This window comes from Methylococcales bacterium, from assembly GCA_030949405.1.
GTDB lineage: Bacteria > Pseudomonadota > Gammaproteobacteria > Methylococcales > Methylomonadaceae > WTBX01.
The window spans coordinates 305,418-319,312 of the sequence record JAUZSN010000002.1 but is presented as its reverse complement, the minus strand read 5'-3'; the positions used below and the strand labels follow the sequence as shown (position 1 = coordinate 319,312).

General features: G+C 37.5%; 13 protein-coding genes. 8 read left to right on the top strand and 5 right to left on the bottom strand.

Going from position 1 to position 13,895, the window contains the following annotated elements:
* Positions 1-144: 144 nt before the first annotated feature.
* From Q9M50_01720 to Q9M50_01710, 3 genes are read left to right on the top strand one after another with little or no spacing between them, the layout of a single operon-like run.
* Positions 145-1,734, top strand: coding sequence for an NAD-binding protein (locus Q9M50_01720; protein ID MDQ7089352.1), 1,590 nt, complete (start codon positions 145-147; stop codon positions 1,732-1,734).
* Positions 1,731-2,417, top strand: coding sequence for an NAD-binding protein (locus tag Q9M50_01715; protein ID MDQ7089351.1), 687 nt, complete (start codon positions 1,731-1,733; stop codon positions 2,415-2,417). Before Q9M50_01720 ends, Q9M50_01715 begins: the two co-directional genes overlap by 4 nt.
* An 8-nt stretch (positions 2,418-2,425) precedes the next feature.
* On the top strand, positions 2,426-2,932 hold the full coding sequence (locus tag Q9M50_01710; protein MDQ7089350.1) for a disulfide bond formation protein B: 507 nt from the start codon (positions 2,426-2,428) through the stop codon (positions 2,930-2,932).
* Positions 2,933-2,963: 31 nt separating this feature from the next.
* Here the strand turns inward: Q9M50_01710 and Q9M50_01705 are convergent, their stop codons facing one another.
* Positions 2,964-3,800 (bottom strand): quinoprotein dehydrogenase-associated SoxYZ-like carrier, encoded by an 837-nt coding sequence (locus Q9M50_01705; GenBank protein MDQ7089349.1) that lies wholly within the window; start codon positions 3,798-3,800, stop codon positions 2,964-2,966.
* A 302-nt stretch (positions 3,801-4,102) separates the two neighbouring features.
* Between Q9M50_01705 and Q9M50_01700 the strand changes: the two genes are divergently transcribed.
* A complete protein-coding gene (locus tag Q9M50_01700) occupies positions 4,103-4,387 on the top strand; it encodes a hypothetical protein (GenBank protein ID MDQ7089348.1) in 285 nt (94 codons plus the stop codon).
* A gap of 156 nt (positions 4,388-4,543) precedes the next feature.
* Positions 4,544-5,305, top strand: a complete 762-nt coding sequence (locus tag Q9M50_01695; protein MDQ7089347.1) for a hypothetical protein — start codon at positions 4,544-4,546, stop codon at positions 5,303-5,305.
* 109 nt (positions 5,306-5,414) lie between these two features.
* Here Q9M50_01695 and Q9M50_01690 read toward each other — a convergent pair whose 3' ends face one another.
* Both Q9M50_01690 and Q9M50_01685 read right to left on the bottom strand, forming a co-directional pair.
* Positions 5,415-6,080: a nucleotidyltransferase family protein gene (locus Q9M50_01690; GenBank protein MDQ7089346.1), complete on the bottom strand. Its 666-nt coding sequence runs from the start codon at positions 6,078-6,080 to the stop codon at positions 5,415-5,417.
* Positions 6,077-7,075, bottom strand: a complete 999-nt coding sequence (locus Q9M50_01685; protein MDQ7089345.1) for a phosphotransferase — start codon at positions 7,073-7,075, stop codon at positions 6,077-6,079. The genes Q9M50_01690 and Q9M50_01685 overlap by 4 nt, the downstream gene beginning before the upstream one ends.
* Before the next feature lie 100 nt (positions 7,076-7,175).
* Here Q9M50_01685 and lptD point away from each other — a divergent pair, with 100 nt between their 5' ends.
* The 3 genes from lptD to Q9M50_01670 are packed head-to-tail and all read left to right on the top strand — an operon-like array spanning position 7,176 to position 11,584.
* Entirely contained in the window at positions 7,176-9,881 is a 2,706-nt protein-coding gene (gene lptD, locus Q9M50_01680) for an LPS assembly protein LptD (protein MDQ7089344.1), read from the top strand.
* 13 nt (positions 9,882-9,894) lie between these two features.
* Positions 9,895-11,190 (top strand): peptidylprolyl isomerase, encoded by a 1,296-nt coding sequence (locus tag Q9M50_01675; protein ID MDQ7089343.1) that lies wholly within the window; start codon positions 9,895-9,897, stop codon positions 11,188-11,190.
* A gap of 4 nt (positions 11,191-11,194) precedes the next feature.
* Positions 11,195-11,584: a phospholipase D-like domain-containing protein gene (locus Q9M50_01670; protein ID MDQ7089342.1), complete on the top strand. Its 390-nt coding sequence runs from the start codon at positions 11,195-11,197 to the stop codon at positions 11,582-11,584.
* 358 nt (positions 11,585-11,942) lie between these two features.
* Here Q9M50_01670 and hslU read toward each other — a convergent pair whose 3' ends face one another.
* Together hslU and hslV are read right to left on the bottom strand one after the other, a co-directional pair.
* Positions 11,943-13,268: an ATP-dependent protease ATPase subunit HslU gene (hslU, locus tag Q9M50_01665; protein MDQ7089341.1), complete on the bottom strand. Its 1,326-nt coding sequence runs from the start codon at positions 13,266-13,268 to the stop codon at positions 11,943-11,945.
* Between the two features lie 4 nt (positions 13,269-13,272).
* Entirely contained in the window at positions 13,273-13,866 is a 594-nt protein-coding gene (hslV, locus tag Q9M50_01660; protein ID MDQ7089340.1) for an ATP-dependent protease subunit HslV, read from the bottom strand.
* Between the last annotated feature and the right edge of the window lie 29 nt (positions 13,867-13,895).

The window sequence follows — 13,895 nt, the reverse complement described above, 5'->3', positions numbered from 1 at the left end:
AGCTTAGATCCTCCATGATCTTCTTTGAAAAACTCGTCAATTTTTTACCCCTTCGCCATCCCTCTAAATGTTCTTTTTTTGTCGAACATAACACCTAATAAAATTAACTATGAATCTTGAGCGTCTCAAAGTAGTTTAGCTGTGATTATAAAGCGATTCTTAATTTACAGTGCCTATTTTATAAAAACGTCTCCCCGTTATACCCGCTGCAAATCTTTTTGTTATAACCTGCTAGAAAATCCACATAGTCGTCTAAAATCATATTTTGATTTATTTATGATTTTCTTGGTGATGTTAAGCGTTTTTCTGCTTGTTTATGAAGTTAACGGGGAATTAGGTTTTCTAGGGCAACTGTTTGAACACGTTGTGGTCACTATTTTCATTATCGAATATTTGATTCGAGGCTGGTTATACAGTGATAGCCATAAAATTATTATTGACTATCATGAAAAATCGGATTATTTAAATATACCGTTCCATTCGTCCCATGTTTTAAAAAAAATTTTATATAAAAAGTTAGCTTATATTTTTTCACCCATTGCACTCATAGATTTACTAGCGATTCTTCCTAGTTATCGTCCATTACGTTTTCTACGTGTTTTTCTAATTTTCCGACTCTTTAAATTATTTCGTTATTCCAACAGCATCAAACTCTTTACTGATGTTTTAAACAGTAAACGCTTTGAGTTAATCACGTTGTTAATTTTCATGGGCTTTCTGGTTTTTATTGCGAGTATTGGACTCTATTTATTTGAAAATGAAGTCAACGGCGGAGAAATACAACATCTATATGATGCTTTTTATTGGGCCATTGTAACTATTTCAACGGTCGGTTATGGCGATATTACCCCCCAAACAATAGGGGGACGTTTAGTGGCTATTTCTTTAATTATTAGTGGTTTAGGCACCTTGTCATTTTTTACATCCATTATTGTGGCCGCCTTTAATGATAAAATGTACATCCTACGTGAAAATAGAACCTATGCTGAATTAGATCGTTATGAAGCCTTTATCATTATTTGTGGGTTTGGTCGTGTCGGTCAAGAAATAGCCAAACAATTAACAAAAGATAAGATGCAATTTATTATTATTGACAAAACCCTAGATAATATTAAGTACGCCCACCATCATAATATTTTAGCCATTCATGACGATGCCAGTAAAAATGAAGTATTATTAAATGCAGGGATTAATCGTGGGGCGAGTTCTATTCTGTGTACCACGGGTAATGATATTTCCAATGTCTACGTAACGTTAAGTAGCCGATATTTGAATGCGGACATTAAAATTATTTCACGGGCTAATCATGATGATAATGTAAAAAAATTAAAACAAGCGGGGGCAAACCATGTCATCCAACCGTTTGAAATTGCGGGTTTACTTGCAGTTGAGTATATTGGACAACCCGTTGCTTTTGAAGCGATCTTAGGGATTTTACAAGGGCATAAACATATCAGGATGGATACCTTAATTGTTCAACCTCATTCACTTTTAGAAGGGCTTAAAATTGAAGACATCCAATTTGAGCATCGAAAACTTAGATTGGTCGGTGTCATTAGTACCAATACCAAACATAGGAAACATCGTAACCGTTATCAAGTAAAGCATCAGCATTTTTTCTTTAATCCTGAAAAACAATTTATTTGTAAAAAAAATGATATTCTAGTCGTTTTAGGTCGTGATTTAAGTATTGAGCATTTTCGAGATCAAATAGAACAGAGTCGCTTAAAATGAAAAAAATTGTTATTTTTGGCTATAACCGATTGTCTATCGAAGCCATGTCCCGTTTGGACTTATCAGTCTATCAACTCGTAATAGTTGAGCATGATGAAAAACAAATTGAACAAGCAAAAGAACATCAGGTTGATATTAGCTGTATAAATTTTCAAAGTGATGATGACTTACGAGCTATTGGAGTTGGATCGGATGTTGCGATTATTTTTTGCTTTTTTCCAAATGATGCCAATAATGTTTTTTTAACCTTATCCGCCCGTGCATTAGATAAAAATTTACATATTATTGCCATTGTTGAAAATCAAGGCGCCGCCGAAAAACTCTTAGCGGCGGGGGCAAATAAAATCATTGACCCGTATGAAATTTGTGGGCGAAAAATTCATGAACTGATTAAAAAACCTGATATGACCAATATTTTAGATCATACTGTTTTTGGTCGACATGATTTGAATATGGCTGAAATTAAAATTTCTAAAGGCTGCTCTTTAGAAAATAGCTTACTATGTAAATTGAATATTGATGAAACCGCTAATTTAATTTTAATTGGAATTGTAAGTAAAGAACACAAAGACACCTTGCACTTTTCGTTAGCTGAAAAAAAGCATAAAATTAACGCAGGGGATATTTTAGTTGTTATGGGCCCATCACGGGATATTAAGCTCTTTAAAAAAAATATTGAATAATGTTTGAAATAATAAAATTTAATGCCAGAATTTGGTTCTTCTTAGGCTTTGTAAGTTGTGTCTTGATGTTATCGGTCGGGGCTTTCTTTCAATTCATCATGGACTTACAGCCGTGTCCATTATGTATTTCTCAACGTATTGCGATTTTATTCGTCGGGATTATTTTTCTTATCGCAGCCCTTCATAATCCATCAGAAACAGGGGTTAAGGTTTATGCTTGTTTGGGTGCAATTGCGGCCTTAATAGGTGCGTTGGTTTCAGGGCGGCATATTTGGATACAAAATATGCCTAAAGATCAAGTTCCTGAATGTGGCCCAGGGTTAAGCTATATTTTTGATAACTTTCCCTTAATTGATACGCTAAAATTAATGTTAAATGGCACGGGCGAATGTGCTGAGGTTTTATGGGAATTTTTGGGTTTAAGTATTCCAGGCTGGACTTTAGTCGCTTTCATTATGTTAGGTTGTTTGAGTTTATTACAATATTCAAACATGAAACGTAAGCAATCAACTTAAACGTTGATTGCTCTTAAATTTAAGCGTCTTTTTAAGGCGCGACCGTATACGTTTGTGTGTATTTTCTCCCTTGAGTACACACCTTACGACTGGTCGGGCTTTCACAGGATGTATCGCTAAATTCAGCTTTTAAAACCCCTGATTTTTCAGGTATAAAATAGAACCTAAAATTAGGATCGGCACTAATTGCAATGTCTGTTTTTGCCGTTAATAGACGTTGATCATTAAAGCTAATTGATAATTTTTCCATAAAATGTGACTTTTTAGTAAAACGTGTCACTTGATCCATTTGCATCCCCGTAATATTAGGATGACTGATTAATAACTGGGCTAACGAGGGTTCACCCAGTTTAATTTTTTTATTCACTTTAAATTTCATTTTCCCTAAACGTTTCATCGCGGTCTCTAAATCCGCACCGATAGGGGCCGAACACCCGCCACTTGCTTTAACAAACTTTTTAGACATGTGGAGCTGTCCATTATTCATTTCGGCAATTGCTCGAATATAACTGTAGGTATTAACTCTAACCCGCATGGCTAAATCTGCTTTTCCTGTTTTAGGCGTTAATTCAAATTCAGCCACAAAAGGATAGGGATTTTTATCAATGATAACGGTGATTTTCTTAATATAATGATCGTTAGTTTGCTTAATTTTACTTATAATTTTTATTGGAACTAAAGCGGGGTCTTCTGCTCGATAAGGGGTTTCTAATTCAATAACCGTATCAGATTCTTGAATGTTTTTTCCTGCAAAATAGCTGGTTTTAAGTGTTTTATTCCATAAACTGTCATCTGGGGCGGCCATAACAGTTTGAGTTAACGCCAAAGAACAAAGGAGAGGAATTAAATAGTTTCGTAATAATCTCATTTTTTATGATACCTATTAGGCTAGTGTTAAAAGATATTTATGGGTTTAATTTTTAGTTCATCTATCGTCATATTATAGGACTAATCCTTAATTAAAGCGGGGCTATCAAATAACGTCATACTTCGCGTCAAGACGACCCTTTAACTCGCTTTAAATTAGCCGAAAGTCATTTGAAGCTATTTTTTAGTGTGAAAATTTAGGCACTAAAACTAAAATGATGATTGATGCTAACGCACCATTACAGGATAATTGTAGAATATGGCTTTAGTAAATAGCTTATTTCAATTAAAAGGGAAACCATTATGGCAGAAACAGTCGATGATCTTACCGTAACCTATGAAGACGGTGGTATAGAAACAATTAAAGAACTTGATAAAAAAGTTTTAACAAAAGGGGCGTGGGCAACGGTTATTTACCGTTATCAAGACTGGAATCGTACAAAAGAAGAGTACAGTGCCGACAAATACACGATTCGTCGTTATCAAAAACGCGATGGTGAATATCAACAAAAATCTAAATTCAATATTTCAAGTGCGAAGCAAGCAAAAGAAATTGTTGCCGCCTTACAAGAATGGGTTGAAAAATAAAGATCATCCCTTAGTCACTTTTAAAGGTCATTAGGTTCAATTTTTGTGATAAATAACCCGTTTTTAAGACATAATAATTGCATAAAAACCTTAATTAAATATAATCAATACCGACAGCACGTAAATTTGTCAAATTTTTTCAACTGGAGAGTGAAAATGAAAAAAAATATATTAGCCGTTGCTATAATATCCATTTTATCCGTAAGTTCGGTATTTGCTATCGGAGAAGAAGCGGGAAAACCTGAAATGGAAAAATCCGAAGCAGGTAGGCCTGATGCAGGAAAACCTGAAATGGAAAAATCCGAAGCAGGTAGGTCTGATGCAGGAAAACCTGAAATGGAAAAATCCGAAGCAGGTAGGTCTGATGCAGGAAAACCTGAAATGGAAAAATCCGAAGCAGGTAGGGCTGATGCGGGAAAACCTGAAATGGGAAAATCCGAAGCAGGTAGGGCTGATGCAGGAAAACCTGAAATGGGAAAACGAAGAGATAGAATTTCAGGCGGAGCTAGAGCCGATTTTGAACGAGGTGAGTTAATTATCCCTTGTGTTAAAATTTTGCAATCTGGAAATCCAGAATTAGATGGTGGTTTTTTCGATGTTGTTTTAAAACAACGAGGAAAATCTCTTAATTATGAAGTTGTTTTTGGTGAATTAGAAGATAAAGCAACTTGCCAACCTGCTATTGATGCAATGCTTCAAAGTGATGAAGACAGTGAAGATTCTGATGGTGGTTTAGTCGATGTACTGGGTGAGCAATTAGATAATGCTCCTGAAGGTGAAGGCATTCAACCTGCTCCTAGCGAAGGTGATCAACCTCCTCCACCAGCTCCAGAAGGTGAAGGCGATCAACCTCCTCCTGCACCAGAAGGCGACCAACCTGCACCTGAAGGCGAAGGCGATCAACCTCCTGCACCTTAGTGTAAACGTAAGCTAAAACGTATTTCTCTATTCATCCAAAGATAGAATTAAATACTACTTAGTCTATAACTCCCACTTTATTTGATTAAATAATGTGGGAGTTTTTTAATTAAGATTTATAGTGATCATTCACAACCTGTAACCGCTCAGGTGTTCCTATATCAACCCATAACCCTTCAAATTTCTCTCCTGACACGTCTCCCTTGTTAGCCGCTTCTTTTAAAATAGGGCCTAGCTTCAATGTATTGTTACCATAATTTTCAAAAAGTTTCGGGTGATAAAGGCCGATTCCACTAAAGGTATAACGATTGCTCTCTATCGTGCCTAATTTTCCATTTTCAGCTAATGAAAAATCCCCTTCCAAATGAAATTCTGGATTATTAACTAAAATTAAATGCGCTAATTTTAATGATTGCTGCTTAAGTTTTTCCAGTGGAAAATCACAAGCAATATCACTATTAATAACAATAAAAGGTTGATTGCCGAGTAAAGGTAAGGCCTTAATAATTCCCCCTGCCGTCTCTAATCCTTGGCTACCTTCATCCGAATAAGTAATCGTTGCCCCAAATTGATGACCCTTACCCAGCATTTCAATAATTTGCACCCCCAAATAAGCCACATTAATAATGATTTCTTTAAACCCAGCTTTAACCAAATTTTCAATCGTGTATTGAATTAAAGGCTTCCCATTTACTTTTAACAGGGGCTTAGGTGTTTTATCCGTTAATGGACGCATTCGATCACCCCGTCCTGCCGCTAAAATCATTGCTTTCATAATTTTTGTTGATAGGTAGGAAGAATTTCATGATTAAGCCAACGATAAAATTCAGTTAATTCTGAATAGCGTTGGCAAATTTGTTCAACATAAGCCATTGTTTGTGGAATATCGGCTAAATAACTCGCTTTATTATCACGCAAATAGAGTCGTGAAAAAATACCCAAGACCTTTAGATGGCGTTGCAACCCCATTAAATCAAACCAACGTTGAAAGGTGTCAAAAGAAACTTTAAGCATTTCATCATCAACTAAACGTTGATAATACGATTTAAGCCATCCCTCTAAACGTTCGGGAGGCCATGCAATATAGCAATCACGCAGTAATGAAACTAAATCATAGGTAATAGCTCCAATGACCGCATCTTGAAAATCAATTACCCCAAGTGAGGTTGAATCAACAACCATTAAATTACGGGAATGATAATCTCTATGAACACAAACTTGGGGTTGCTCTAAAGCGGAATCAATTAAGAGTGTATTTAAATCATGTTGTAAAGGAACAGGAATCGTTTTTCCCATTAATTGCTGAGTAAACCAGTCATAAAAAAGGGATAATTCATTGGTTAATAAGGCTTTATCATAATAAGGTAAGGGGGTTGGATACGTGGCAATAACCGTTGATTGTAATTTAAATAATTCATCCAATGCTAATTGATAACGCTCATCGGCATTTTCATTATCAAGCTGATCTAATAAACACGTTGACCCAAAATCAGTGAGGACTAAAAATCCCTGTGGAACATTTTGATGATAAATAGTCGGCACATTAACACCTGCCTTTTTTAATAACATAGCCACATTAATAAAAGGGGTAATAGCTTCCTTATCAGGCGGTGCATCCATAACGATGTACGATTCTTGAGCATCATGAAGCCTAAAGTAACGCCTGAAACTAGCATCACTTGAGGCCATTTCAAAAGAACGTACGTCTAAAGAAATATCATTTGTTAGCCAATTTAAAATAGCAGTGGCTCGTTTATCAGTAGTTGTCATAAAGATTAAGGCTTTTATTAAAAGTAATAATTAAATTTAAGGTAGAATAGTGGGTTCACATTCTATTCGATTTTTGTATTAATAAGCTAAAAAACTAATCATGAACCGTCATCTTGTTGTTGTTTCCCTTTTGATCTATGCACCGTTTAATTTTGCGGCAACGGCGGATTGGAATTGCCAAAAAAATGAAGCCGGTGAGTGGTCCTGCATCACCCAATTACCCTCATCCTCTCAACCTGTAGAAACAGAGGGATTACCCTCAGAAAATACCCAGACTCAGGTTAAAAAACCATTAGCTGAACCGACATTACCGGTTATATCAACTCAAAAAGATCCCGTACCTGTCCCTAAAATCGAACAAGAAATTAACGTTAAACTCGCGACGGATCCTGCCCCCATTTCTGCCGTGGTAACCCCGAATGCCATTATGAATAGTCCTGTTGCGGCACCGCCAAAGCAAGCCGCTAATCCTGATGGCTGGAACTGTTTACCGAACACCCAAGATAAAAATTGGGATTGTCAATTAGTCGGCGTTGATCCCAAAGGGAAAAAACAAACCATTGAAAACGAGTCTCAAGCAGGCAGTATTTTTCTCGATCCCGCGTTCAATCGACAACAAGAAAGTGCGTTTAAAAACTTACTTACCGAATTTTCTTACGACCCTTGGGGGCAATGTGATAGTCGTCAACCTATCGTAAAAAGTAGAATGCCCAGAAAACATCTTAGAGAGTCAACCCCGCTTGATATAACCTCGGATCATTCTGAACTACTTGAGGGTGAAATCACAGGGTTTTCAGGAAATGTTGAAATGCGACGGGCTGACCAACACCTTCGCGCGAGTAAGGCCAGTTATGATACCGTCTCTGATATGATGGATACACAAGGACAAGTGTATTATAGTGAAGATGGCCTCGCCTTATTTAGTAACAGTGCCTCCTTGCATTTTGCAACCGATCAATCCATTTTACGGGATGTTTTATTTATTTCACTCGATGGCCCCATCAGAGGAAGTGCTGACGTTGCCTATCGAGACAGCGACATGCTATCCCATTATAAAGAAGCCTCCTACACCAGTTGTCGCCCAGGGAATCAAGATTGGATTATTCATGCGGATCGCTTCAAAATGAACAAAAAAACAGGACTGGGAGCGGCAACAAATGCTTGGTTAGAATTCAAAGGCGTTCCCCTTCTTTATACCCCTTATATTAACTTTCCTATTGATGATCGTCGAACTTCAGGATTGTTATTTCCTAGTTGGGGATCAAATGAAGAAAATGGGGTTGATATTGAAATCCCTTTTTATTGGAATATCGCCCCTAACTTTGATGCCACCATACGACCCCGCTACTTAAGTAAACGGGGTGCATTATTAGGCGGCGAATTTCGATATTTAACGGGAATGACCCGAGGCTCCGTAGGCATAGAATACATGCCGTATGATGAATTACGTGATCGTGCGCGATATCATGGGCAAATTAAAAATTTAACTCAATTTGCACCGGGATTAAGTGCCGATATAGATCTTAACTACATTTCAGATGATGATTATCTTGATGAGTTAGGCGATACCTTAAGCATTTCAGATAGACGACACGTGAGAAGTCGAGCGGATCTTCGTTATCAACAACAAGGCATTTCATTTTTAGCGCGCGGCGAAAGTTATCAAACCATTGATCGAACCATTCCTAATGAATTTCGCCCCTACTTAAAACTGCCTGAATTATCACTCAACCTCGCGCATTCATTTGATTCAACGATCCCTGTTGATCTTGATATGAATAATAGTTATACCAACTTTTATCGTTCAAACAGCGTCACAGGTCACCGTTTTAATACCAAACCTTCCATCAGCTTACCGATAATTGGCGCAGGCTCTTATATCACCCCTAAACTGTCATTTCAATATACACAGTACGAATTAAACAACCAACTGGCAGGAAAATCCAATAGTATCAGCCGAGGCTTACCCATCGCCTCGGTTGATAGTGGCTTATTTTTTGAAAAATCCTTTAAGTTCGGCAGCTCTAATCTTTTACATACCATAGAACCTAGAGTATTTTACCTTTATGTTCCTGAAACCAATCAAGATGACATTCCCATTTTTGATACGGCACTCAATGATTTCACCTACAACAGCTTGTTTAGAGAATACAGCTACAGTGGGTTAGATCGAATTCAAAATACCAACCAACTCTCTGTTGGATTAAGCTCTCGAATTATCAATTCTAATACAGGGATGGAATATTTAAAACTGGGTATTGGTGAAATTTTTTATTTTGCAGATAGAACAGCCGTTCTTCCTGGACAAAAAATAGAAACCAACCGACTGTCTAATCTTGTGACCGAGCTGAGCGGACGTTTTAATGAACACCTTTCTTTTTCAACCAACATACAATGGGATCCTTACGAAAATAAATTTACTCGAGGTCATGCAGGGTTACAATTTATCAATCGTCCCGATCAAATTATCAACCTAGGTTACCATTATCGACAAAATGAACTGATTCAAAGTGACGTTTCATTCCGTTGGCCGATTTATGATAATTGGTATGCGGTTGGACGCTGGCAATATTCTTTAAAGTTTAATACCACAAAAGAGAGTTTCATTGGGCTTGAAAAAGAAAGCTGTTGCTGGCGGTTTCGTGTTGTCGGTCGAAAATATATTAATGCCATTAGTGCTAATTCCGAAGCGAAATTACAAACAGGTATTTTTGTTCAGTTAGAATTAAAAGGGCTCAGTAATTTTGGCGATAAAGTAGAAGAATTTTTAGCAGAAAATATTTCAGGTTATGAAAAACCGCAATAGAGATGAACAAACAATGCGTAAGATAATTATTATTAGTTTTATTTGGGGACTTTCTTGTTTCAGTCTAAAAGCACAAGCCGAACCCCTTGATCATATTATTGCCATTGTTGAAGAGGATGTGGTTCTTAATCGTGAATTAAACCAAGAGGTTGCGGTTATTGCTAAAAAGATCATTGCCAATCAAATGCCAATGCCGCCTGAAGCAGTCTTAAGAAAGCAAGTTTTAGAGCGGTTAATTCTGCAAAAATTGCAATATCAATTAGCCAAACGCTCAGGGGCGCAAGTCAGTGATGAAATGCTGCAATCCGCTATTGCTAATATTGCCCGTGAAAATAAAATGAATTTGCAACAATTCAAAGAGACCTTTAAAAGCCAAGGCTTAAATTACCAACACTTTGCAAAAAAAGTTAAAAGTGAAATTATTTTAGAACAATTACGGCTTCGTGAAATTTCTAATCGAATAAAGGTAACCGACCGAGAAGTTCAGCATTATTTAGAAACACGGTCAGGTATTGATGAGAATGTGAGCTATCATCTAGGGCATATTTTAATTGCGCTGCCAGAAGGTGCAAACGCGACAAAAATACAAACCGCACGCTTAAAAGCCGATAAGATTATTGCTAAATTACGCCAAGGTAAAGATTTTAAACAATTAGCCTTACGTGTTTCAGAAGGAAATCGTGCCTTAACGGGCGGGGATTTAGGCTGGCGATCCATTGACCAAATGCCCACAATCTTTACAGATATTGTCCCAACCTTAAAAAAAGGGGACATTGCTGAAGCGGTTAGAAGTCCAAGTGGGTTTCATATCATCAAGCTATTGGATTTAAAAGGAAATATTGATTTAGACCAATCGCACAGTGTAACGAAAACTAACGTGCGGCACATTTTAATAAAAACCAATGAACTGATTAATGATGAAGATGCTCAACAAAAATTACAGGGATTAAAACAACGAATCAAAGATGGGGATAAATTTGCCGTACTGGCCCGTTCCCATTCAGATGATACCGCGTCCTCACTTAAAGGCGGGGGTTTAGGCTGGGTAACATCAGGGGTTTTAGTCCCTGCATTTGAACAGGCTATGAATAGACTAGGACTTGGTGAAATTAGTGAACCGATTCAATCGCCTTTTGGTTGGCATCTTATTCAAGTATTAGAACGAGATGAACAAGATGACAGCAGTGAATTTGGAAAGAACCAAGTACGGGAGCAAATTCGTCGCCGAAAAATTGAAGAAGAAACGGAACTCTGGATGCGTCGTTTACGGAGTGAAGCCTTTGTTGAAATTTATTTAGAACGCTTGTAAGTCAATGGCTGAGTTTTTAACAACGAGTGCAGGCACGTATCAAATCGAACAAATTATTCTTACCGCTAAAGATCAATTATTTTTATTTTCGCCTTATTTGAAATTTTCAAAAACGATGTTTGAGCGTTTAAAAGATACGGCGGAACGAAATATAAAAATTACGATTATTTATGGTAAAAATGAGCTTAAAGCGACTGAAAAACAAAAGCTCCTGTCCTTAGACAATGTTTCTTTATATTTTTTTGAAAACTTACATGCCAAGTGTTATTTCAATGAGGGTAGCATGGTCATTACCTCAATGAATATTTATGAATTTTCAGAAAAAAATAATCGTGAAATGGGGGATATTATTAACGCGAAGTCAGGATTTAAACGCGTTTACACACGCGTATAAAGAGGCGGTATCCATTGTTAAAAACGCCCTAAAAATAGACGTTATGACCGATGAAGGCTATTGTATTCGTTGCTTAACATCGCTTAAACTTACACACACGTCAAACCGCTGTGCATAAAATGTCACCGCAACTGGTCACGATTTAAAAACCCACATTATATCGAAAAAATAGTGTCATTCTTGTGGCAAAGAATCAACCCGCAGTTTAAGTTCGCCTATTTGTTCTGTTTGTAAAAAATAGAGATTAACCTATAAACGGTTCACATTATTTTCAAATAAGACAATGAGACGGTTTTTTATAAAATCTCAAAAATAGCCATAACTCCTAATTAAATTAGCATGGCTATTTTAGGTTTCATTATAAAATATAACGACTTAAATCTTCATCTTCAGCAAATTCAGTTAGATGACTGTCCACATAGGCCGCATCAATCACAACCTGTTTTTCTTTTCTATCAGGGGCATCAAATGAAACTTCATCAAGTAAACGTTCAACAATCGTATGCAAACGTCTTGCCCCAATGTTTTCAATACTTTCATTAACTTGCCAACCAATTTCAGCAATCCGTTTAACCCCATCTTCGCTAAACGTTAATTCAACGCCCTCGGTCGCTAACAAGGCAACATATTGTTCCGTTAATGACGCATCAGGTTCCGTTAAAATTCGTACAAAATCATCCGCTGATAACGCTTCTAATTCGACCCGAATTGGAAAACGCCCTTGTAATTCAGGAATTAAATCCGAAGGTTTGGTTAAATGAAACGCTCCTGAGGCAATAAATAAAATATGATCGGTTTTTATCATGCCAAATTTAGTACTCACCGTACTGCCTTCAACTAAAGGCAGTAAATCACGCTGTACCCCTTCACGCGAAACTTCACCGCCACCACCGCCCGCATCTGAGCGTTTACAAACTTTATCAATTTCATCTAAAAAGACAATGCCATGCTGCTCAACCGATTCAATCGCAGCTTGCTTAATATCATCTTCATTAACGAGTTTTTCAGCCTCTTCTTCTTGCAAGACCTTCATTGCATCTTTAATTTTGAGCTTACGGGCTTTCGTTTTACCGCTGCTCATATTCTGAAACATGCCTTGTAATTGATTGGTCATCTCTTCCATGCCTGGAGGGGCCATGATTTCAACGCCTACCGAGCCTACTTCCACATCAATTTCAACTTCTTTATCGTCTAATTTACCTTCGCGTAATTTTATCCGCATTTTTTGACGCGTTGCTTCTTCTGAATCCGATAGCATTCCCCCATCAGCCGACGGTAATAAAATGTCTAAAATCGCTTCTTCTGCATCATCTATTGCACGACTTCTCACTTTCTCCATTGCGGTTAGACGTGTCATTTTAACCGCCATATCCGCTAGATCACGGATAATGGATTCAACATCACGGCCCACATAACCGACTTCGGTAAATTTGGTCGCTTCAATTTTAATAAAAGGGGCATGGGCTAATTTAGCTAATCGACGGGCAATTTCGGTTTTTCCCACACCCGTCGGGCCAATCATTAAAATATTTTTAGGGGTAATCTCATCGCGCAATTCTTCACTTACTTGAGAACGTCGCCAGCGATTTCTTAAGGCAATAGCAACCGAACGTTTTGCACTGCCTTGTCCAATAATATGTTTATCTAATTCACTTACAATTTCTTTTGGGGTCATTTGGCTCATAGGTTTACTCTTTAGGTTCTGCGTCTAATTCTTCAATGCGTAAATTGTGATTGGTATAAATGCAAATGTCACCCGCAATATGAAGTGACTTTTCAACAATATCACACGCACTTAAGTCTGTATTGGCTAATAAAGCACGGGCAGCGGATTCTGCAAACGCGCCGCCTGACCCGATCGCACATAAGTCATGTTCAGGCTCAATAACATCACCATTCCCTGAAATAACAAACGTTGCCTTTGAATCCGCAATAATAAGTAACGCTTCTAATTTTCGCAAGGCACGATCTGTACGCCAATCTTTAGCCATTTCAACGGCTGCACGGGTTAAGTTCCCACGATGCTTTTCTAATTTACCTTCAAAATGTTCAAATAAGGTAAACGCATCCGCCGTTGCACCTGCAAATCCTGCAATGACTTTGTCATGATATAAACGCCGTACTTTACGTGCATTGCCCTTCATCACGGTATTGCCTAGGGTCACTTGACCATCACCACCGATGACAACCTTATCACCACGGCGGACTGAAAGAATTGTTGTTCCTCTAAAATTCACTGTTGTTCCTATTTGCAAGACATAAATAAACTGAGTAACATTCATCATTACTCAAATAAAGAAATCTAACCCTA